This window comes from Thalassospira sp. A3_1 (assembly GCF_017744215.1).
Classification (GTDB): Bacteria; Pseudomonadota; Alphaproteobacteria; order Rhodospirillales; family Thalassospiraceae; genus Thalassospira; species Thalassospira lucentensis_A.
In genome coordinates, this window is the sequence record NZ_JAGHQQ010000002.1 from 664,614 (window position 1) to 685,512 (window position 20,899).

Consider the following 20,899-nt stretch of genomic DNA (forward strand, 5'->3'; position numbering starts at 1 on the left):
ACAATGCCAGAGCTACCATCAAGAAGGTAACGGGCCAAAGAGCCAGGGACAAATCGCCGATGGCAGATGAAGATGATGATGACGCACTCGCCGCCGAATGGGAAGCCATGGCCGGTGGTGACGATGATGGAGATGACGGCGGCGAGGATATGGCCGCCGAATGGGAATCCATGCTTGGTGACGAAGATGGCGGTGGCGAAGACGAAGATGTCGGCCCCGGATCCGCGCGTGTTCTGAACCAGGACGAAATTGACAGTCTTCTGGGCTTTGATGACGGATCAGGCTCAGGCGACCAGTCAGGTATTCAGGCGATCATCAACTCATCAATGGTCGCCTATGAACGCCTGCCGATGCTCGAAGTTGTTTTCGACCGGCTGGTCCGCATGATGTCAACTTCGTTGCGTAACTTTACATCGGATAACGTTGAAGTGTCGCTCGATAACATCCTGTCGCTACGCTTCGGAGACTATCTGAACTCGATCCCGTTGCCCGCGATGCTGGGTGTTTTCAAGGCCGAGGAATGGGATAACTATGGGCTGCTGACGGTCGACTCAGCGCTGATTTATTCCATCGTGGACGTGTTGCTTGGCGGACGTCGCGGGACTGCAGCAATGCGTATCGAAGGCCGTCCCTATACCACGATTGAACGCAACCTTGTTGAGCGCATGATTCATGTGGTTCTTGGGGATCTGTCGGCTGCGTTTGATCCGCTGAGCCCGGTGACGTTCCGGTTCGAACGCCTTGAAACCAACCCGCGTTTTGCGACCATTGCACGACATGCCAACGCCGCCATCGTGGCGAAGCTGCGCATTGATATGGAAGATCGTGGTGGTCGTCTGGAGCTGCTGATCCCATATGCAACACTGGAGCCGGTTCGTGAACTGCTGCTTCAGATGTTCATGGGGGAAAAGTTCGGTCGTGACTCGATTTGGGAAAACCACCTGGCGAACGAGTTGTGGCAAACCCACGTCAACCTTCTTGCCGTACTTGATGAACAGATCATGTCGCTGGGTGATGTGATTAATCTGGAAGTTGGCAACCGTTTGGTTCTTAATACCAGCCCGACGTCGCCTGTCGAGGTACGGTGCGGCGATGTGCCCCTGTTCAAGGGGATGATGGGGCGCAAGGGGGACAGGATCGCGATCCAGGTACGTGACCGGGCGCGGCATAATGAGGAAGACAGTTGATGGACTATGCCATCTATCTTGATCTGGTAATGATTGTCCTGCTTGTGGCAACAATCATATATGCCATGATCCTCAGCCGTCGTTTGGCGGCCTTCCGCCGTAATCGTGAGGAAATGCAGAATTTTTTGACGGCTTTCAACGCTGCCAACGAACGTGCCGAAATATCGATCCGCGCATTAAAGGAAATGGCAGAGCAATCCGGTGAGAAACTGCGCGAGGATATTGAAAAGGCAAATGCGCTGAATGAAGATCTTTCTTTCATGGTCGACCGTGGAGAAAGCATTGCCAACCGGCTGGAAAAGGCGGCAAGTGATGCCAATGCAACCCGGCGTGGCGGGGGCGGGGCAAAGTTTGCCGGGGCAGGAAATTCCGCCGGACATGAACGCAGTGATGTGGTTGATGACCGGCAGGGTGTCGAAACCCGCGCCGAAGAACTTGCCGCCCGTCTGATGCGTGATGTCGAACGCGGCACGGGGCCGACAGCGTCTTCGCCAGCCGAACCGTCAGGTGACAGATATGGTTCAGGTGCGCGTTCTGGCGGATCATCCGTACCGGAAACTGAGACCGATCCTTACGGGCAGGATGAGGATGCGGGGCGGTCGGAAGCCGAACGCGAACTTCTTGCCGCGTTACGTTCTGTTCGGTAAGGGCGCATCTGTATCGAGAAACAGATAAGATCGTTATGTTTGCGGAAAAACAGTATTGGCGTCTTTTTTCGACAAATTTGGTACCTACCTGTTAGTATATGATTTGAAATTCAATGTGGACGCGAAAGCGTTCCGTCTACCGGGTGAATGAATGTCTGCTGTGCGTATCCTGCCGTTGGTGGTCGTAGTCGGTTTTATCGTTTTGACGGTCAAAATCGTCGGGCTGTTTTCGGATGAACCGAAAGGCAATGACGCCACTGATGCCTCAGGTGTCAGTGTGATGCAGGTTGCGCGTGCGCAGGCCCAGGAGCAGCCGGCACCAGCAACCGACCCGGCGACCACGGAAGGGACTCCGGGCCCTGGACTGGACGATCCTCTGGGGATGATGGAAGGCGACGGTGCTTCCGGTCTGCCTGAAGATGCGGGTGATACTCCGCCGATGCTTGGCGGGGACCCGACCCTGTTTACCCAGGAAGAGATCGATCTTTTGCAGAACCTGTCCGTCCGGCGTTCAGAGCTGGATCGCAAAGAGCAGCGCCTTGATGAACGCGAGAGCCTGCTGGCAGCCGCCGAAGCCCGGATTGATGCCAAGATCGAGGAAATGAAATCGCTGAAAACGGCCATCGAAGGTCTGGTCGAGACGAAGGAAGAGCAGGAAAACGAACGGATCACCAAGCTGATCAGCGTTTATGAAAAAATGAAACCAAAGGATGCCGCTCGCATCTGGAACGATCTTGATATGGATATATTGTTGCAGGTCGCACTTGGCATGCGCGAGGCAAATACTGCCGCTGTTCTTGCTGAAATGTCCGCAGACCGCGCCCGTGCCCTGACAACAGAACTGGCCTACAAGCAGGATATCAACATGTTGCCGCTTCAATAATACCTAATATGCAGCTTCGGGTAAAATCCCGTCTGTATCAAAGGCTGTCAGCCGGGGGATTATTCAAGCATCATCAACATGATGGACGTTATTAGGGAATTGTGAAAAGCCTTGATTAACCATTGTTAAATAGGTACATCACGATTATAGGGGCCTTACCCTTATGCACAGGGAATACAGGGGTAAGGGTGAGAGATTTGATAGCATGATGGAGTGGTGAATGGCCGTCGATCCGAATATGCCGATCCTGATTGTGGATGACTACAAAACCATGTTGCGTATCATCCGCAATCTCCTGCGGCAGCTGAACTTTACCAATATCGAAGAAGCGACGGATGGCAGCATGGCGTTGCGCAAACTGCGCGAAAAGCCGTTCAGCCTTGTGATTTCCGACTGGAACATGGAGCCGATGACCGGTCTTCAGCTTCTGAAGGAAGTTCGCGCTGATACAAAGCTGAAGGATCTGCCCTTCATCATGATCACCGCTGAGGCGAAAACCGAAAACGTTGTCATGGCAAAAAAAGCCGGCGTTTCGAATTATATCGTCAAGCCGTTCAACGCAGAGACGTTGAAGGGCAAACTCACCACCGTTATCGGTGAGTTCTGATTAGGGGCGCGGGGCATTAGTCCCGCGATACCATGATGTCCAAAACGTCCAAAGACGAACTGCGGCAATTGTTGCTGGACCTGAAGGCGCGCCTTGATGGTGATGATCTTAAGGTCGAACAATTGTCCGATCTGATGGATCAGCTTTCCCGCTTTGTGTCGGAAGGTGACAAGCCATCGGATGACCAGAAACGCCTGTTTGGTGAACTGGATGAACTTTCGGGCATCATTCGCAAGATGAAATCCGAAATTGCATCTTTGCGGCCGGACGATATCAAGGCGGAATATATCCCCAATGCCACGGACGAGCTCGACGCGATTGTCGATGCGACAGCCGGGGCAACGCATGAAATCCTTGATGCGATGGATACGCTTGAGGAGTTCGCGGCAACTCTCCCCCCCGAGCAGGCAGAAATCGTCACCAGCGCAACGATGCGTGTTTATGAAGCCTGTAACTTCCAGGATATCACAGGTCAACGTACCACCAAGGTTATCAAAGCCCTGAAATCTATTGAGGAACGGGTCGAAGGACTGGTCAAGGCATTTGGTGACGAGATTGCCAAATACGCCGCGTCCAATCCCCGGAAGAAGAAGGAACCCGAAGGCGAAGCGGCCTTGCTGAACGGGCCGCAGCTCGACGGTAAAGGTGTCTCGCAGGCTGACATCGACGCGATGTTTAGCTAAATGGGACGGTTATGGCGGAAATAGAGGACGACGGACCAAGACCACCAAGCCCGCCTACAAACGGGGCGGTTGCGCTGTTCCTCGCTCTCTATCTGCTGCTACTGGCTTTCTTTATTCTGCTGAATACCATTTCGACCTTCGAGGAAGTCAAAACCCGCGAAGTTCAGGAAAGCCTCTCTTCGGCCTTCGCCGCCATTCTGCCACCGACCACCAGCCTGCAAACCGTCACCTCAATCGAGGGACCGGTTGTTGCGGCCGAAGATACCCAGGACAAACTGGGTTCCCTGTTCCAGACTGCAATCAAGGTTGTTCGTGTTCAGGTCATCCAGCCGGGCACGCTGATGGAAGTCATCATGCATGTCGAACAACTGTTTGATCCAAATTCCATTTTGATCCGAGAACGCCAGAACGAATTCATGGACCAGCTTGCAGAAGTGCTGGCCGATGAAAGCGGTTATGCGTCTTATGAGATGGAAATGGTGATGGGCAGCGAAGTCGGGTCAAAGGGGACCGTCGAGATTGAAAACAATCTTCAGATCGGTCGCGCAGGGGCGTTTGCCCGGGACCTGATTGATCGCGGTGCACCTGAAAACAATCTTTATGTCGGTATTGATCCCGGGGCTGATCCGTTCATCGTCACCTTCCGTTTTTTCTGGGATTTCGGCCCGAAAGAGCCACCTGTTCCGATCACGACACCGGCGCAATCGGATAGCACGGATAACGGCGCGATACCTGCACCGGCATCAAGTGGTACGGGGAATGGAAATAGTGGCAAAATGCTGATCCCGCTTCCGGGGGGCAATCGACCGGGAATTAACGCGCCCATTCCGTTGGCTCCGCAAACGGGGGGGAATGGCTGATGGACGAGATGAAGCGTAATGATAGTCCGAAGGGGCCGCCGCCGTGGATGCTAAGCCTTGCGGATCTGATTTCGCTGTTGCTGACATTCTTTGTGATGTTGTTTGCCATGTCCAAGGTCAAAATTGACCGTTGGGACGAGGTCGTCGACTCTTTGTCGCAATCAATCAAGCCATCCCCGGTCGAAGAGAGTGATGAACCAACCGCGCAGCTGAACATTCCACGGGTCTATCGCAAACCTGCGATGAACCTTGATTACCTCAGTGCCGTGATTGATGACGCGATTGATGACAACGATGTTCTGGGCGACGCCACACTTAGTCGTGATGCAGACAAACTTGTCATTTCTTTGCCGGGCGATATCCTGTTTATCAGTGGTAGTTCCGATATGACGGATAAGGCCCGTCAGGCTTTGTTTGTTCTAGGTGGTGTCCTGAGGAATATCGGAAACCGGATTGGCGTTCAGGGGCATACTGATCCCCGACCGGTCAGCGGGCGGGGCCTTTATGCCTCCAACTGGGAACTTTCCCTTGCCCGTGCTGCCGCCGTTGCCAACGAACTTAAAAGATCCGGTTACACGGATTACATAAATATTTACGGATTTGCGGCATCAAGATACGACCAGCTTCCGATTATGGCAGACGAGCAAGCACGTTTTACAATGGCTCGTCGGGTCGACATTGTGATTGAACCCCATAGCGGAAGCGGGATCGGAGGTTCGTAAGAATGCTTTTGGTCGTAGCGCGTCTCCTGCTGGCTGCCGTTATTGTGGTAGCCGGTCTGGCAGTATTGCCGGTCATGGGAACGCGCCCCGCACTCGCCCAAGCGGCAGATCCGGTGATCATCCGCTCGGGCGCACATAGTGGCTATGGACGTATCGTTCTGCAATGGAACAAGCCCGTCAATTACACCGCTGAAATCATCGGTGATCAACTTGTTGTGCGTTTTGACCAGCCGCTTGTTGCCTCAATGCGTGGGGTTCTTGGACCTGTTTCCGACTATGTGAGTGACGGTTTTTTTGATCCTGACGGACGTACTGTTGCTTTTGTTCTGCGTGACGATTTTGAAGCCCGGGTTTTTAATGTCGGGAACAATGTGGTTCTTGATATTCTGGATAAACCAGCCCCAGCCCCCGTACAGCCTGCATCGCCGGAACCGACACCACCCCGTCCGGCACCCAACCCCCCGGCCGAAGTTGCATCCGAACCGTTGCCCACGCCGCAAGCCCGACCAAACACGTCATCGGCACCAGAGGCTGCGGTCACACCGGCTGCCGCCACACCTGACCTTGAAGTCCGGGTCGGGCGGCATCCAACATTTTATCGACTGGTCTTTGATTGGCCCAATCGTACTGACTACGCGTTAAATGGTGATCAGGGCAACCAGACACTGGCCTTTACCAGTCCTGCCCGTATTGATGCGACTGGCGTGACACGCCGTTTACCCGAAGGGGTCACGCTTCGCCAAAGTGCAACAGATCCCTTATCTGTTGGTATCGAGACCAATCCGCCGCGCGCGTTAAGGCATTTCAGGTCCGGCAACAAAGTCGTCGTTGATTTGATGGGCGTTCAGGGTGATCCCGCCGATACGGGAGGCTCCGGAACAACGACGGCGACCCGGTCTGCCTCCCCGACGCCATCTGCCCCGGTGGCACCTGCGGCACCACCAGCACCAAGCCAAACTGCATCCGATGCATCATCTTCCGTTGGTTCACCGCGTACCAGCGCGGCTTCAGAAAGCGCATCGGTACCTTCGCCGACCGCACCAACGGATGATCCGATTGCACGCGGACTTTCAGAACAGGCCGGTACCTCGGCTTCACCAGAGGCCGTTGCACCGGCGCGCGAAAGCATCGGGACTTTGGAAGTCACGGTGATACAGGACCCGACGAGACTTACACTTGGCTTCCCGTTCGGGCAGCCGGGGGGAGCCGCAATTTGGTCGCGAGCCGGTTTCCTGTGGATGGTGTTTGATGTGCGGGCAAATCTTGATCTTGATGCCGTGCGTCAGGATGCAGCCCAAATCGTCGGGGTCATAGAGCAGATCGACAGCCCCTATGCGACGGTGTTGCGCATGACCATCCCGGAAGGGATTGGGCTTTACACCACACCTTCTGAAAACGGCGACTGGAACGTCACCCTTCAGCAAGGAACCATGCAGCCGATAGAACGGTTAGGCCCGTCCATCGAACTGGATAATCAAACACGTGCCCGTCTTGTCGTGCCGCTGATCAATATCAGCCCGACAATTCCGATCGAAGATCCGGAAGTCGGAGATTCGCTGCGTGTCGTGCCAACCCGCGAGATGGGTTACGGTATCGAGACGGCCTTGCGCTATCCCGATTTCGAAGTTCTGCCGTCCGTCCAGGGGGTGGTTGTTGCTCCGGTCAACGAAACCGTCCAGGTTACCAATCGCGATGATGGTCAGGCTGTTGTGGTGACGGCGGCGGATGGTTTGAACATTTCGCCGGAAGGTGCCCGTCTTCTGGCTTCTGCGACCGGCGTGCGCGCCCGTGCGGGAGAGGGCCGCGAAGGTCTAATTTTCGAGCTTGATGACTGGCGTCGCGGTGGTCTTGATAATTACAACAAGGCGATCCATCAATTGCGTCGGGAACTGGCGCAAAGCGGTGACGAACACCGCAACAAGGCCCGCCTTGAACTCGCGCAATATTACATGGCCAACGGGTTGGGCCCCGAAGCCGATGCGGTTGCTTCGACCATGGAAGATGACGACCCGCTGATCGCACAGAAACTGCAATTCCGCGCCCTCAAGGCGGCGATCAAATTCCTTGACCGAGAATATGATGAGGCAGCCCGTCTGCTGGAGGACGAGCGCCTTCGCGCCATTCCCGAAATGCAATTGTGGCGGGCGGTCACGTCGGCCGCACGCGGTCGACCGAATGATGGTGCGCGGGATCTTCTTGAAAGCGTGCATATCCTTGATAATTATCCGCCGGAACTGCTGTCGCGACTGGGGCCACTTGCTGCGGAACAGGCTCTGATCGTCGGCAATCCCGAAGCCGGCATGGACCTGATCGAAAAAATGCTTGTGGCCAAGGGACTTGGCGAAAGCAAGATCAAGGATGTCGAATATCTGAAAGGCATCTTTGAAGAAGAAGCTGGCGAGTTCGAACAGGCCGTCGCCACGTGGGACGAGGTTGCCGAAGGCGACAATCGCAAGGCACGCGCGCATGCCATTTTTGATCGCACCGAACTTTTGATGCGTCTTGAACGTTTGACCCTTGATGACGCCATCGAGCAACTGGAAAAGCTGCGCTTTGCGTGGCGCGGGGATGGCTTCGAAATGGCGCTGTTGCGCCGTTTGGGCGAATTGCAGATCAAAAACAAGCAATATCGCGAAGGGTTGAATACCTTGCGTCAGGCGGCAATTTTCTTCCCCAATAGTCCATCGGCGACAGAAGTCACCGACATGATGCATGACACGTTCGAATCGATTTATCTTGGTGACGAGATCAACAATATTTCAGCTATCAAGGCGGTTGCGCTGTATGACGAGTTCCGCGAACTGACACCGGCAGGCGAAAAGGGTGATGAACTGATCCGCCGTCTGGCCGACCGTATGGTGGATGTTGAATTGTTTGACCGGGCTGAAACTCTTTTGGAACATCAGGTTGATTTCCGCCTGAACGGCACGGAAAAGGCGCGTGTCGGGGCCAGGCTGGCGCTGGTGTATCTGCTTGACAGTAAGCCCGAAGAAACCATTCGCGTGCTTGATAACAGCGAGGTGGCTGGCATGTCTGAAGAGCTGGAAACGCAACGCCGGCATCTGCGCGCACGTGCCTTGCTTGATACTGATCGCGGTCCCGAAGCCATGGCATCCCTTGAAGGCGATCTTTCGAAGGATGCGGAATTGCTGCGTGTGGAATATTACCGGGATACCCGTGATTATCTGTCGGCGGCCGAAACCTTCCAGCGTCTCGTTGGTGAGGATCAGGGCAATATGATCGAGAATTTTGGCGACGAACGTGCGCGCTATGTCCTGAACTGGGCAGTAAATCTTGCGATGGGCGGGCAGGAACGGACGCTTAATATGCTCAAACGCCGCTATGGCATTGTCATGGCGCAAAGCCCTTATGCCGAAGCATTTAGCCTGATCACATCAAGCCCGTCTCAAGGTTTGATCGACTACCGGACCCTTGCAAGCAAGGTTGACGAGGTCGAGAGTTTCCAGGGATTTTTGGGCAATTATCGTGATCAGTTGGAAAAGTCGCAGCTTAGTGCTATAAACTAATAGTCATATTTATGTTTTGATTGGATTGGTGCGCCCTTAAGGTGTAAAAATTCAGTATTTTTCTATTGGTGGAAGCAGTGCTGTGATGGATCGTGCACTTAAAATGGTCTATTACGATGAGGCGAAGGTCGAGCGTGATATCTTCGCGCAGCTTTCGCTTGCGCTCAGGCATTTTCGTGGCGTTGGCATGCCGCGGGATGAGGGCGCCACGCGCAAGATCCTTGACCAGATTCACCGTCAAAGCCGCGCCTTTGCTGCCATCTGCTATGGCTTCATGCGTTCCAAGGGGATCGGTGTTGCCGAGGATCAGGGCGAAGGTGATCAGTGGTACCGCGAGGCAGCTTACTGGTTCCGCGAAGAGGCACTCGGCGGCGAAGGTATTTCGGCCAACAATCTCGGCTATCTGTATGCCAAGGGGCTGGGGGTGCCGGAAAACCCGGAAACTGCGGCCGAATGGTTCGAGCAGGCATCTGAAAACGGATCAATTGCCGCCCTTTATAACCTTGGGGTGTGTTACCTCAATGGATGGGGCGTGGATCAGAGCGACGAGATGGCGGTGGAATATCTGCGCCGCGCGAGCGAGGCCCATGATCCCTCTGCTGCCAGCGTACTTGCCTATCTTTACCTTGAAGGGCGCGGTGTAAAACGCGATCCGTCAAAATCGTTTGAATATAATCTGCGCGCGGCCCGTGCCGGCAGTGTCGAAGCGGCATCTGCTCTTGGCTATGCCCTTGGTGTTGGCTTGGGGGCAGAACGCAATATTGCCGAAAGCATCAGCTGGTTTGAAATGGCAGCGAACGAGGGCGATACCTATGCTCAGGCCAATCTGGCGATGTATTTCTGCCATTCATCCGATTTGAAGCTGTTTAACCGCGGCTGGACAATGTTGATGAATGCGTGTGATCAGGGCGATATTTCTGCCAAATACCAGATGACGCAAATTCTGATCTTTGGTGTTGCGCATCGCGAACCCGATTATGCTGCAGCACTCGATCTTGCGATGGATTTGGCCGAACTCAGCCATCCGGGCGGATATCACCTGATTGGTGTGATGTATGAACATGGCCTTGGCGTGCCGGTTGATATGGTCCGTTCAGCAAGCTGGTATGAACGGGCGGCGCGTAAGGGATCAGCCAATGGGCAGGCTGCCCTGGGACGGCTTTACGCGATTGGTAGCGGGGTCGATCAGGACAATATCATGGCCTATTACTGGCTCAGGATGTCAGCGCCGTCGGCGGGAAGCCAGGCATACCGAGAAATGGAAGCTGTGCGGGCGCGTATGAATGACCGTGAACGTCAGCAGGCCGATCGTTATGTTGCGGATAATCCTGCACCACGTCGTGGCGGCTTTGGCCTGAAGCCGCTTGAAAAGAATGTTTTCAAGACGGGTAAAAGGCCAGTCTGACCTGAAAGCCGTGATAATCAGAAAAGCCGCCTGCTTATGCAAGGCGGCTTTTATTTTTGGAGTTTGCGCTAATGGTCGCTAACCGCCGAAACTCTCTACCAGCGATCCCGATATCAGATACCATCCATCGACCATCACAAAGAAAATCAGTTTGAATGGCAACGAGATGATGACCGGTGGCAACATCATCATACCCATTGACATCAGGATACTGGCAACCACCATGTCGATGATCAGGAACGGGATAAACAGCAGGAAGCCGATTTCAAACGCACGGCGCAATTCGCTTATCATGAAGGCCGGAATCAGTGCGCGCAGCGGGATGGTTTCCGGGCCTGTTACTTCGACATTGGCAAGATTGACGAACAGCTCAAGATCGCGGTCGCGCACCTGCGTCATCATGAAATCATGAACCGGTCTGACGGATCTTTCCATACCTTCGAATTCGTCGATATCGCCGTTGATCATCGGCTGCAGGCCTTCGTCCCAAACGCGTTCCATCGTTGGCATCATAATGAACAATGTCAGAAACAGCGCCAGACTGACCATGACCTGGTTAGGTGGTGATTGCTGAATGCCAAGGGCTGTGCGCAGCAGGCTGAGTACCACAACAATCCGGGTAAAGGACGTCACCATCATCAGGATGGCAGGGGCAAGGCTCAGTACCGTGATCAGGCCAATAAGCTGGATCATCCGACCCGATGAAGTCACGCCGGGTCCTTCGCCAAGATCGAAATTGAATGTTTGGGCATGGACAGTGTCGCCGCCAAATCCGATAGCGATCAGTGGTACCAGCGACCACACAGCCGATAGTACCAACCAGCGCGGCACGTTACCGCTGTGCGCGGTTTGTTTATGCTTGACCTGTTCTTGTCGGGAATGTGAAGCGGGCGCGATGCTCATGCGGGTTGTTTCCCGTTGGTCTTTGTCGGTTCTGTCTCGCTGGTCGAAAGCGGTGTTTCTTCGGAGAGGCCATCATCGCCGTGAATGCGCATATCGTTGCCAAGGACTTCGGAAAAATGTGTGCCGATATTGCGCTCTATCACGCAATCGCCGGCAGGGCCCAACAAAACCAGATGTTCCGTATCGTCACGTTTGAAAAGAACCAGTCGACGTTTGGTATCAACCGGAACAACTTCGACGATTGAAAGTCGGCGTTCCTTATTGCGGCGATTGATATTTCGCGCGCCGGGAATAAAACGCCGTGCAACCAGCGCCAAAATCCCGATCATGCCTAGGACAAAGACCAGGGCAGCCACAAACCGGAAATAAGCGCTAAATTCCATCAGGTTAACTTCCCCGCGACGGACCTGTTGCATTGTCCGGTTCTACAATCCCGAACCTTTTCTGTTTACCGTGCACAGGCCATGCAGGCAAGTAACCATCGGGCGCTTTGCGATCTGGCACCGCATCGCAAAACATTTTGTTTAGCTTTGCTCAGCGGGTGGTCCGGGCTGCATGCGCATAGGCATTGGTTGCCTGTGCGTTATTGCTAAGGCCGCGCAACTGGCGTTGCAGTTCGGAATATTCCTTGTGCATCGTGGTTTCGAGACGTGCCAGATCGTCGGTCAGAGCCGCCAGAAGTGGTGCGACCTCGCGGCGCTGTTCACCATTCATTGCACGTGCCTGCACACACAGATCGGAAATTTTGGTTTCCAGTGTGTTCAGCTCGACCACTTTGCCGTCATCGACAAATCGCTGACTGGCCATGATCAGGGACAAAACACGCTTGAGATCTTTTTTGAACTGATCGGGTTTGAATTGTTCAGGGCTCATTTGGATCTTCCCGGTTGCGATCTGCAAAACTGTTTGCCGACTCTTGGTCGATATTCGACGTTGTCGGTCGTTTCTTCGCCGGATCACCGTAAATCCGGTTGATACGGTATATATAGTTCAGAATCTCGGCGACGGCAGCGAACGCTTCGAGCGGTATCTCGCTATCGACGTCCACAGCCATCAGAATTTCCGCAAGATCGCTGTCTTTGCGGACTTTGATCCCGTTGGCAAAAGCGAGTTGCAATATCTGTTCCGCAACACTGCCTTCGCCCTTCGCGCTTAATATCGGCGCGTTATCCCGGCCATGGGCATAGCTTAGCGCCACGGCTTTTTGGTCGTTGGAACCGGGCGCGGCAAGATTTTCCGTGCGGATTTCGCGCGGATCGGTGATGTCGACCTTGGGTCGGTTACCGGTCATTCTTGCCCATCTCGTCAAGTTCCCGCGTTTTGCGCGGCTCTATCGCCCTTCACAAGCCTCGACCATAGCCAGAAGATGGTCAACAAATCGTTGCCGTCACCTGCAACCGGTCAGAATGTTGATGATGCTGTAACGGAGCAGGTAGGGGACGGCATAGGCAAACCCGACAGATGGGGTCAATATCCCGGCTACCTGCCAGGAGGATGACGAGTTTGCCTGTCGTATGTCGGTAGTCTTGCATCCCCGGCCCATGCCGGTGATTGCGCGACCGGAAAATCAGTCTTTACCGTCGTCTTTGTCGGCGTCAGGACTGTTTTTCATATTGTCGGCAACCGCATTGGCCACCTGCCCCAACTGACGCACAAGATCCGCACTGGCCGCAGCGGAACGGTTTTCTTCCTGAATGCGATCATAAAGTTCGCGCCGCAGGACCTGCACATCTTCGGGAAAGGTGAAGCCCAGCTTCACGGTTTTGCCGCGAACCTCAACGACGGTAACTTCGATGTTGTCGTCAATAACAACGGAGTCGCCAACTTTTCGTGTGAGATAGAGCATGAAATGTCCCGGTTTCGATAGATGGCGAAAGAAATTCGCCAGACGCGACACAATATGCCCGCTTTGTCCGTCGCGGTCCAGTGCCACCGATAGTAACCCGGCCTGGCATTGTAATTTAACGCTTTTCCGGCTTTTGGCACGCCTCATGCAGTGTAGTTTTCAGGATTGAGCAGGGCGGCAAAAATCACCGTTCGCAAGATCCGGGGCCCGATCCGGGCACGGCGTTAACTTCGACTTTACCGGCCCGCCCAATACTGGGGTCGCGATAACAGGAGCAGGCAATGGATATCGGCAAACTTGGCATGTTCGCCAATCTGAAAGAAAAGATGGACTGGCTGACGCAGCGTCAGGAAGTCATCGCGCAGAATATTGCCAACTCCGATACGCCGAATTACCGCGCCAACGACCTTAAAGAATTCGACCCGAAGACCATCGGTCGCGACCGCCAGTTCATTCTGGCGATGCAGGCGACCGCGCCGGGTCACAGCCAGGGCCTGCACAAACCGCAGAACTTCAAGGACGAGGAAGTGCGCAAGAACTATGAGGTCGCGCCCGGCAAAAACGCAGTCATCCTTGAAGAGCAGATGGTCAAGATGAACGAAAACCAGGTCGATTATCAGACCATGACCCGACTTTATGCCAAGCATAAGTCAATGATGATTTCGGCTTTGGGCCGCGCATAAGCAGCGTTGAAGGAATAAGCGATCATGGAACTTTACAAAGCTTTTAAAATTTCCGCTGCCGGCATGCGCGCACAGGGTACTCGACTTCGTATCGCGGCTGAAAACGTTGCCAACGCAGACAGCCTTCCGACCGCACAGGGGCAGGACCCGTATCGCCGCAAGCTGCTGACTTTCAAGAATGTGATGGATCGCGAAATCGGCGTCGAGCTGGTCAAGGTGAATAAAGTCATGACGGACAAGTCCGATTTTGGTATGAAATACGAACCGAGCCATCCGGCCGCTAATGATCAGGGTTATGTTCAAACCCCGAATGTTGAAACGCTGGTCGAAATGATGGATTTGCGCGAAGCACAGAGAAGTTATGAAGCCAACCTCAATGTGATACAGTCTTCGCGCAGCATGCTGCTCAAGACCCTTGATATTCTGCAGTAAGTTACAAAATATCAGGTCTGCGAAGGCCGCTTTAAGGATACGAACCGATGGTTGCCAGTTTCAACGATGCCATTTCTGCCTACCGTAACGCTGCAAGCGGTAAAACCGCGAGCGTGGCCGAGCGTGTTGGCGGTAACGGTCAGACCGTCAACCCGGGGGAAAGTTTTGCCGACATGGTGAAGGGGGCGGCAATTGATGCCCGTGCAACCATGGTGAACAGCGAACAGATGACCCAGAAGGCCATCGTTGGTGACGCGGAACTGCATGAAGTGGTGACCGCTGTTTCGGCTGCCGAAGTCACGCTTCGTACTGTGGTCAGTGTTCGTGACAAGGCCGTTGAAGCCTATCAGAGTGTATTGAGCATGCCGATCTGACGGTTGATTGAATTGTCAGATGGATGTTTTGGACAAGCCGCACGATATTCGTGCGGTTTTTTGTTTTTGCGGCGACCGAATTGAAATTGCAGGAAATCATGGCCCATCACCGGTCTTATCCTGTATGAATGATGTAACGTGACGGAAGACGAGGCAGGAAGACCAGATGGATCAAGCGGAAATCATGGACGTGGCCTATGATGCCGTATGGACTCTTCTGAAAGTCAGTACACCCTTGATGCTGATTGCATTGGGGGTTGGTTTGGTTATCGCGCTGTTTCAGGCTTTGACCCAAATCCAGGAAATGACCCTGACTTTTGTACCCAAAATCCTCGTGATTTTTATCGCGCTGCTGGTGCTTTTGCCGTTCATGATGACGGAAATGACCGAATTCATGGGTCGAATGGTCGATCATTTTATTGGCCTGCCGAATTAGCGAAACAAACCCAATAACAGGACATCCTGAAAGAAGATGAATCTCGATGATCTTCTGACACTTAATGTCTATGTGGTCCTGATGAGCTTTGCCAGGGTCGGGGCGGCCTTTGCCTTTATGCCTGGAATCGGGGCAAGGGTTGTACCCGCAAGGGTTCGGCTGGTTTTTGCTTTTTGGGTGGCAGTGGTGATTTCACCGCTGGCGGGTCCGTTGATACCCGAACAGCCTGCTGATGCGCCGACGCTTTTTGTCCATCTGGCCTATGAACTGACCATCGGAGCATTTTTTGGTCTGTTTGGGCAGGTCATGATGGCGGGTTTGCAAACGGCCGGTTCGATTATTGCCTATAGTTCTTCGATGGCAAACGCCTTCAGCGGTGATGCGCTGTCGGGGGCGCAAAGTGCGGTAACAGGCAACTTCATTACGCAGATCGGCATGGTTTTGATTTTTGTAACCGGCCTTGATCATCTGATGATACAGGCCGTGTTTGAAAGCTATTCCCTGTTTCCGCCGGGTGGCGCCTTGCCGGTTGGTGATATGAGCGAATTTTTCGCACGTGCGATCAATGAGAGTTTTGTCATCGCGATGAAAATCTCGGCTCCGTTCCTGATCGTTGCGATCGTGCTGCAGGTGGCGTTGGGCATTTTGAACAAGCTGATGCCCCAGTTGCCGGTGTTCTTTGTCGCCATGCCGGTTCAGATCGGGTTGGCTTTTGTGCTTCTGGCACTGGCATTGCCGACCATGATGATGGTATTTTTGGAATATTACGAGAACGGGTTGGAAAGTTTCGTCAACCCCTAGGGACCGCCAACCTTTCGGCATAATGCCGGGCAATCCGGAATGGTATGGGAATGGCCGACGAAGACGACAGCCAAAAGACAGAAGACCCCACAAGTAAAAAGCTTGAGGACGCCCGAAAGAAAGGGCAGGTACCGGTTTCCAAGGAAGTCGGTAACTTCATGTTGCTATTTGGTGGTGGTCTGGTGATGACCATGATGGCGCCCGGTATGGCGCAGTCCGTCCGGGATCTTGCGGTTGGATTTATCGAACATCCGCATATGTATGATGTCAGCCAGGCAGGCCTGCCGGTACTTATGAAGGATGTGCTGTTGGGAATGCTTTATGTGTTGGGCATTCCTTTTGTTCTTTTGATGTTTTTTGCTGCTGCCGGGCATTTGCTGCAAAACGGCTTGGTCATCGCCGTTGAGCGTATTTCTCCCAAACCGGATAAACTTAACCCTCTGAATGGGGCGAAGAACCTGTTCTCGATGAAGAACATGGTCGAGTTCGTCAAAAACGTTTTCAAGATTGTTCTGGTCGGTGCAGTCCTGGGGTTTGTGATTGTTCCCGAACTGATGGATGTTGAGCTTTATCCTCAGATGTCGATCGAAATGGCGCTGGAACGGCTTTACGATATGATCATTATTCTGATGATCGCAGCCATTTCGCTGACAGCCGTGATTGCGGGGCTCGATTTTGCCTATCAGCGCTATGAATTCACCAAGCAGATGAAAATGTCCAAGCAGGAGATCAAGGACGAATACAAACAGACCGAGGGCAGCCCGGAAATCAAGGCCAAGGTCCGCCAGATCAGGATGCAGCGCGCCCAGCAGCGCATGATGCAAAACGTGCCCAGTGCCGACGTCGTGATCACCAACCCGACGCACTATGCGGTGGCGCTGAAATATGATGTCGGTGTAATGGAAGCCCCGATGTGTGTCGCCAAGGGGCAGGACAATATCGCGCTTAAAATCCGTGAAGTGGCCGAAGAAAACAACGTCACCATTATGGAAAATCCACCAGTTGCGCGTGCCTTGTTTGCAACAGTGGAAGTCGATCAGGAAATCCCGCCCGAACATTACAAGGCGGTTGCCGAAATCATCTCGTTCGTTTTCCGCCAGCGCGGCAAGAAGCTGGGTTGAGTGCAGGCCCAGATGGCCACTCGCAAGTTCGACCTTTCGACATTATTGCGCCAAAATTCGGCCGTTAATCCCGGTAACAAGCAGCCTGCCTCGTTATCTGTTTGTTTTTGTTTCCGGGAAGTCTGCAAAATATGTCTGCGTTTAAAAAAGCCGTTCTGGTATCTGCTACTGTTCTATCGTTGCTGGTGCCGTTCGGGATGCCGATGGCTGCATCGGCTAATGATCGCCTGACGGATGCCATTCACGCGGTTGAAACCCGGCTTGATGCGAGGGTTGGCGTCAGTATTCTGAATGTGGAAAACGGCCGGGAATGGCAATATCGTGCAGATGAACGTTTCCCGCTGACAAGCACGTTCAAACTTCTTGCCTGTGCGGCGATACTCCACAAGGTCGACCTTGGAACAGAAACGCTTGATCGCCGGATTATCTACAGCGTCGAAAATCTGGTGACTTATTCACCGACAACCGAAAAGCACGTTGATAGCGGGATGACGATCGGAGAATTGTGCGAAGCGACCCTGCATCTGAGTGATAATACAGCAGCCAACCTGATCCTTGATGCTTTGGGCGGGCCGGATGAACTTACCGCCTATTTGCGTGATATTGGCGATGATGTGACCCGACTTGACCGGATCGAACCCGATCTGAATACCGCAAAACCGGGCGATCCGCGCGATACCACGACACCCGATGCCATGCGCGCTTCGCTTGCCTATCTATTGCTTGGCGATGCCCTGTCCGCAGATTCCCGCCAGCTTCTTGAAGACTGGCTAACGGGTAATCAGGTCGGTGGTCCGTTGCTGCGGGCTGGTTTGCCCGACGACTGGAAGATTGCGGACCGAACGGGGGCAGGCGGGTTTGGATCGCGTGCGATTGTGGCAGTGATCTGGCCGCCGGAACAAAAGCCGGTGATTGTTGCGATCTATATAACCCAGACATCTGCATCAATGGATGAACGCAATGCTGCGATTGCCGATTTGGGGCAGGAAATTGCGGCTGCGATCATGCGCTAGGTCTGAGGTCCGGGCAGAGTACATTATGTCTTCCGACTAATGTAAAACTTGCCGGTAGCCAGTCAGCCCAATAGCAGCTAAAAGTATAGAGCAATATTGTAAGTTATTGGCGTTAAAGGCGGTCGCGTGCTGTTTCGGGGAATTATCCTTGCTGTAAGTGTCGCATTTGTCGCTTTTGTTTATGTCCTGTTGCAGGTCATGGCAAAGGCTGGCCTTGATGTGCGTATCATGTGGATCATCGGGTCCATGGTAACGGGGGTGGCGATCGTTGCGGTGGCCGCCTTGTCACTGTCTGCACGCTGGCGATCAGCCGGTGATCGTGATCTGGCACCATTACTGAATGGTCTGGCGCATTCCGATATTGGTGTTGCTCTGATCGATGCCTATGGCCGCACGCTTTATGCCAATCCTGCCTTTCCCCGCAAACTCGGTATCGAACCGGGCGAAGACATGCTTGCCGCACTTGAGGCACGCCTGAGCTATCTGGATGTCGGCAGTTCCGAACTGGCCGATTTGCGTACGCGTGCAATGCGCGGCGAGGCCGGTGAGATTTATGTCGATTTTTCCAAGTCCAAAAAGCCCGAGCAACTGGCCCTTGCGGCTCCTGACGAGCCTGCTGACAGTGATGCAATCGGGAATGATGCCGGTAACGACGACGCATCGTCAGAAGACATTGCTGAAGAAACCTACGAAGCCGGAACGGCCTGTCTTCGCATTTCAGTAACGGCGGCAAATGCCCGTGCGGGTCAGATGCTTTGGACTGTTGACGGTATTGATCCCTCTGCCATGCCAGAACCGGGTCGTTCACTTGTTATTGCAGAACAGTCTGCTGCTTTTGGTGCGTTTGTTACCGGTTCGGATGATGAAATGACCGTCGGCGGAGTGGCCTCGAGAATGGCTGATGGTGCCGGAAGCGAACAGGCCGACCAGATGATTGAACGTCTGCCTGTCGGTGTCTGCGGTCTGGATGAAGAAGGGCGCATTCTTTACCTGAACCGGCGTCTGGCAAGCTGGCTTGGCGGTGAACCCGAAGATTTTGCCAGCGGCACGCTGGAACTGGCTGATCTTATTGTCGGCGATGGCATGAATGGCGAGGTAAAGCTCAAGGTCAAGGGCGGCGAGCCCATCAAATGCTTTGTCACCCATTCGATCAATGCACCTGGCACTGGCCCGATCCGAAGCCAGGCGGTGGTCTTCCCTGATCCGATGCCGGCTCATGAATGGGAACATGCGCTTGCGGAAACTGAACGGCGGGTGCGCTGGTTCTTTGATGACAGCCCGCTTTCGATTGTTCTGGCTGATATGTCCGGTACCGTCACCGACGCGAACCGTGCCTTTATCGAAACGGCAGGGCAACGTCATGAACGGGTGATCGGTCGATCCATTCTTGAACTGATCGTTCCCGAGGATCGTGACGAGGTTGCCCGTTATCTGTCCAAGGCCGTTATGGGCATGGGCAAAGGCGGTCAGATCGAGGCCCGTCTGCAGGGTTCGCGCGGGGTGGCCGCACAGATTTACCTGCAGCGTGTGGCCGGACGGTCGGGCGAAGCAGGTGCGCTTCTGCTGAACTTCCTTGATACGACCGAACAAAAGAACCTTGAGGAACAATTTGCCCAGTCGCAGAAAATGCAGGCCGTCGGCCAGCTTGCGGGCGGGGTTGCGCATGATTTCAATAATCTGCTGACTGCGATGATCGGTTTCTGCGATCTGTTGCTGTCGCGGCATGGGCCGGGTGACCCCAGCTTCGCCGACATCATGCAGATCAAACAGAATGCCAATCGTGCTGCCAATCTCGTCCGGCAGCTTTTGGCGTTTTCGCGCCGTCAGACATTGCAGCCGAAAATCATCAATATTACCGATGCACTGGCAGAAATGTCGAACCTGCTGCGTCGCCTGATTGGTGAAAAGATTGATCTGAAGGTCAGTCACGGGCGCGATATCGGGTTGGTAAAGGTTGACCCGGGGCAGCTTGACCAGGTGATTATCAACCTTGTCGTCAATGCGCGCGATGCCATGGCGGCCAATGGCGGGACATTGACGGTTCAGACCGGTACCGAGATTGTCGACGAGGCGCGTAATACCGGCACCGAACTGATCCCGCCGGGGGATTACATCCGGATCGAGGTTTCCGATACTGGTATCGGTATTCCCAAGGATAACCTGACGCGTATTTTCGAACCCTTCTTCTCGACCAAACAGCGCGGCGAAGGAACGGGGCTTGGTCTTTCGACCGTTTACGGGATCGTCAAACAGACCGGTGGTTTCGTGGCCGTTCAGTCGGAACCCGGTGTTGGAACGACCTTTACGATCTATCTGCCGCGCTACGAAGCGACCGAGGAAGAACTGGCCGAAACCCGCGCGGTGGCAGAAGAAGCCCCGTCACGCGATCTGACCGGTACCGGTGCGATCCTTCTGGTCGAGGACGAGGATGCCGTGCGGACATTCGGCGCTCGTGCACTTCGCGGCAAGGGTTATGACGTGCTTGAAGCCAATAATGGCGACAACGCGCTTGAGGTTCTGGCCAAAACCGACAAGACCATCGATCTGGTCATTTCCGATGTGGTGATGCCGGGGATCGATGGCCCGACATTGATCCGGATGCTGCGCGAAAAGCGTCCGGATTTGCGGGTCATCTTTATTTCGGGCTATGCCGAAGATACCTATCGTGACGAACTTGACGAAGAAAACGGTGTTCACTTCCTACCCAAACCCTTTTCGCTCAAGGATCTTGCGACCAAGGTCAAGGAAGTCCTGTAATCGATATTCCGT

The 20,899-nt window shown here is 54.1% G+C and carries 22 protein-coding genes; 17 read left to right on the top strand and 5 right to left on the bottom strand.

The genetic code is table 11. The annotated features are described in order from the left end of the window. Window positions 1-59: 59 nt before the first annotated feature. The 9 genes from fliM to J7395_RS10140 all read left to right on the top strand — a co-directional run bounded on the left by fliM (window position 60) and on the right by J7395_RS10140 (window position 10,521). The gene (gene fliM, locus J7395_RS10100) at window positions 60-1,187 is read left to right on the top strand and encodes a flagellar motor switch protein FliM (RefSeq protein ID WP_209221374.1); all 1,128 of its coding nucleotides are present in this window, start codon (window positions 60-62) and stop codon (window positions 1,185-1,187) included. Next, on the top strand, window positions 1,187-1,834 hold the full coding sequence (locus J7395_RS10105; RefSeq protein WP_209221375.1) for a DUF6468 domain-containing protein: 648 nt from the start codon (window positions 1,187-1,189) through the stop codon (window positions 1,832-1,834). The genes fliM and J7395_RS10105 overlap by 1 nt, the downstream gene beginning before the upstream one ends. A 151-nt stretch (window positions 1,835-1,985) precedes the next feature. Beyond that, window positions 1,986-2,717, top strand: coding sequence for a hypothetical protein (locus J7395_RS10110; RefSeq protein ID WP_062961027.1), 732 nt, complete (start codon window positions 1,986-1,988; stop codon window positions 2,715-2,717). Between the two features lie 220 nt (window positions 2,718-2,937). Further along, on the top strand, window positions 2,938-3,324 hold the full coding sequence (locus J7395_RS10115) for a response regulator (protein ID WP_062952883.1): 387 nt from the start codon (window positions 2,938-2,940) through the stop codon (window positions 3,322-3,324). A 35-nt stretch (window positions 3,325-3,359) separates the two neighbouring features. Further along, complete coding sequence (locus J7395_RS10120) at window positions 3,360-4,007, top strand: protein phosphatase CheZ (protein WP_114111718.1); 648 nt, start codon at window positions 3,360-3,362, stop codon at window positions 4,005-4,007. Window positions 4,008-4,018: 11 nt separating this feature from the next. Next, window positions 4,019-4,867, top strand: a complete 849-nt coding sequence (locus J7395_RS10125) for a flagellar motor protein MotB (RefSeq protein WP_062952881.1) — start codon at window positions 4,019-4,021, stop codon at window positions 4,865-4,867. Next, window positions 4,867-5,589 (top strand): flagellar motor protein MotB, encoded by a 723-nt coding sequence (locus J7395_RS10130; RefSeq protein ID WP_062952880.1) that lies wholly within the window; start codon window positions 4,867-4,869, stop codon window positions 5,587-5,589. Before J7395_RS10125 ends, J7395_RS10130 begins: the two co-directional genes overlap by 1 nt. Before the next feature lie 2 nt (window positions 5,590-5,591). Continuing rightward, a complete protein-coding gene (locus tag J7395_RS10135; RefSeq protein WP_209221376.1) occupies window positions 5,592-9,116 on the top strand; it encodes a hypothetical protein in 3,525 nt (1,174 codons plus the stop codon). Window positions 9,117-9,201: 85 nt separating this feature from the next. After that, window positions 9,202-10,521, top strand: a complete 1,320-nt coding sequence (locus tag J7395_RS10140) for a tetratricopeptide repeat protein (protein ID WP_209221377.1) — start codon at window positions 9,202-9,204, stop codon at window positions 10,519-10,521. Window positions 10,522-10,599: 78 nt separating this feature from the next. On the opposite strand, the gene fliP is transcribed toward J7395_RS10140, so the two are convergent. From fliP to csrA, 5 genes are all read right to left on the bottom strand, one after another. Next, on the bottom strand, window positions 10,600-11,424 hold the full coding sequence (gene fliP, locus J7395_RS10145) for a flagellar type III secretion system pore protein FliP (protein WP_209221378.1): 825 nt from the start codon (window positions 11,422-11,424) through the stop codon (window positions 10,600-10,602). Next, window positions 11,421-11,840 carry a flagellar biosynthetic protein FliO gene (locus J7395_RS10150; RefSeq protein WP_247742080.1) on the bottom strand — a complete coding sequence of 140 codons (420 nt, stop codon included), beginning with the start codon at window positions 11,838-11,840 and terminating at the stop codon, window positions 11,421-11,423. Before J7395_RS10150 ends, fliP begins: the two co-directional genes overlap by 4 nt. Before the next feature lie 118 nt (window positions 11,841-11,958). Beyond that, window positions 11,959-12,297 carry a hypothetical protein gene (locus J7395_RS10155; protein WP_209221379.1) on the bottom strand — a complete coding sequence of 113 codons (339 nt, stop codon included), beginning with the start codon at window positions 12,295-12,297 and terminating at the stop codon, window positions 11,959-11,961. Beyond that, window positions 12,287-12,715 (bottom strand): EscU/YscU/HrcU family type III secretion system export apparatus switch protein, encoded by a 429-nt coding sequence (locus J7395_RS10160; protein WP_209221380.1) that lies wholly within the window; start codon window positions 12,713-12,715, stop codon window positions 12,287-12,289. The genes J7395_RS10155 and J7395_RS10160 overlap by 11 nt, the downstream gene beginning before the upstream one ends. 276 nt (window positions 12,716-12,991) lie before the next feature. Further along, on the bottom strand, window positions 12,992-13,270 hold the full coding sequence (gene csrA / locus J7395_RS10165; protein WP_062953011.1) for a carbon storage regulator CsrA: 279 nt from the start codon (window positions 13,268-13,270) through the stop codon (window positions 12,992-12,994). A gap of 281 nt (window positions 13,271-13,551) precedes the next feature. On the opposite strand from csrA, the gene flgB reads away from it, so the two are divergent. From flgB to J7395_RS10205, 8 genes are all read left to right on the top strand, one after another. Beyond that, window positions 13,552-13,953: a flagellar basal body rod protein FlgB gene (gene flgB, locus J7395_RS10170; protein ID WP_062952873.1), complete on the top strand. Its 402-nt coding sequence runs from the start codon at window positions 13,552-13,554 to the stop codon at window positions 13,951-13,953. A 24-nt stretch (window positions 13,954-13,977) separates the two neighbouring features. Beyond that, window positions 13,978-14,385: a flagellar basal body rod protein FlgC gene (gene flgC / locus J7395_RS10175; RefSeq protein WP_062952872.1), complete on the top strand. Its 408-nt coding sequence runs from the start codon at window positions 13,978-13,980 to the stop codon at window positions 14,383-14,385. Between the two features lie 47 nt (window positions 14,386-14,432). Continuing rightward, window positions 14,433-14,759, top strand: coding sequence for a flagellar hook-basal body complex protein FliE (gene fliE / locus J7395_RS10180; RefSeq protein ID WP_062952871.1), 327 nt, complete (start codon window positions 14,433-14,435; stop codon window positions 14,757-14,759). 166 nt (window positions 14,760-14,925) lie between these two features. Continuing rightward, window positions 14,926-15,195 (top strand): flagellar biosynthesis protein FliQ, encoded by a 270-nt coding sequence (gene fliQ / locus J7395_RS10185; RefSeq protein ID WP_062952870.1) that lies wholly within the window; start codon window positions 14,926-14,928, stop codon window positions 15,193-15,195. A gap of 36 nt (window positions 15,196-15,231) precedes the next feature. Then, a complete protein-coding gene (gene fliR, locus J7395_RS10190; protein ID WP_062952869.1) occupies window positions 15,232-15,996 on the top strand; it encodes a flagellar biosynthetic protein FliR in 765 nt (254 codons plus the stop codon). 50 nt (window positions 15,997-16,046) lie between these two features. After that, the gene (flhB, locus tag J7395_RS10195; RefSeq protein ID WP_209221381.1) at window positions 16,047-17,117 is read left to right on the top strand and encodes a flagellar biosynthesis protein FlhB; all 1,071 of its coding nucleotides are present in this window, start codon (window positions 16,047-16,049) and stop codon (window positions 17,115-17,117) included. Window positions 17,118-17,248: 131 nt separating this feature from the next. Continuing rightward, on the top strand, window positions 17,249-18,130 hold the full coding sequence (gene bla, locus J7395_RS10200; RefSeq protein ID WP_209221382.1) for a class A beta-lactamase: 882 nt from the start codon (window positions 17,249-17,251) through the stop codon (window positions 18,128-18,130). A gap of 126 nt (window positions 18,131-18,256) precedes the next feature. Beyond that, a complete protein-coding gene (locus J7395_RS10205) occupies window positions 18,257-20,887 on the top strand; it encodes a PAS domain-containing sensor histidine kinase (protein WP_209221383.1) in 2,631 nt (876 codons plus the stop codon). Window positions 20,888-20,899 lie beyond the last annotated feature (12 nt).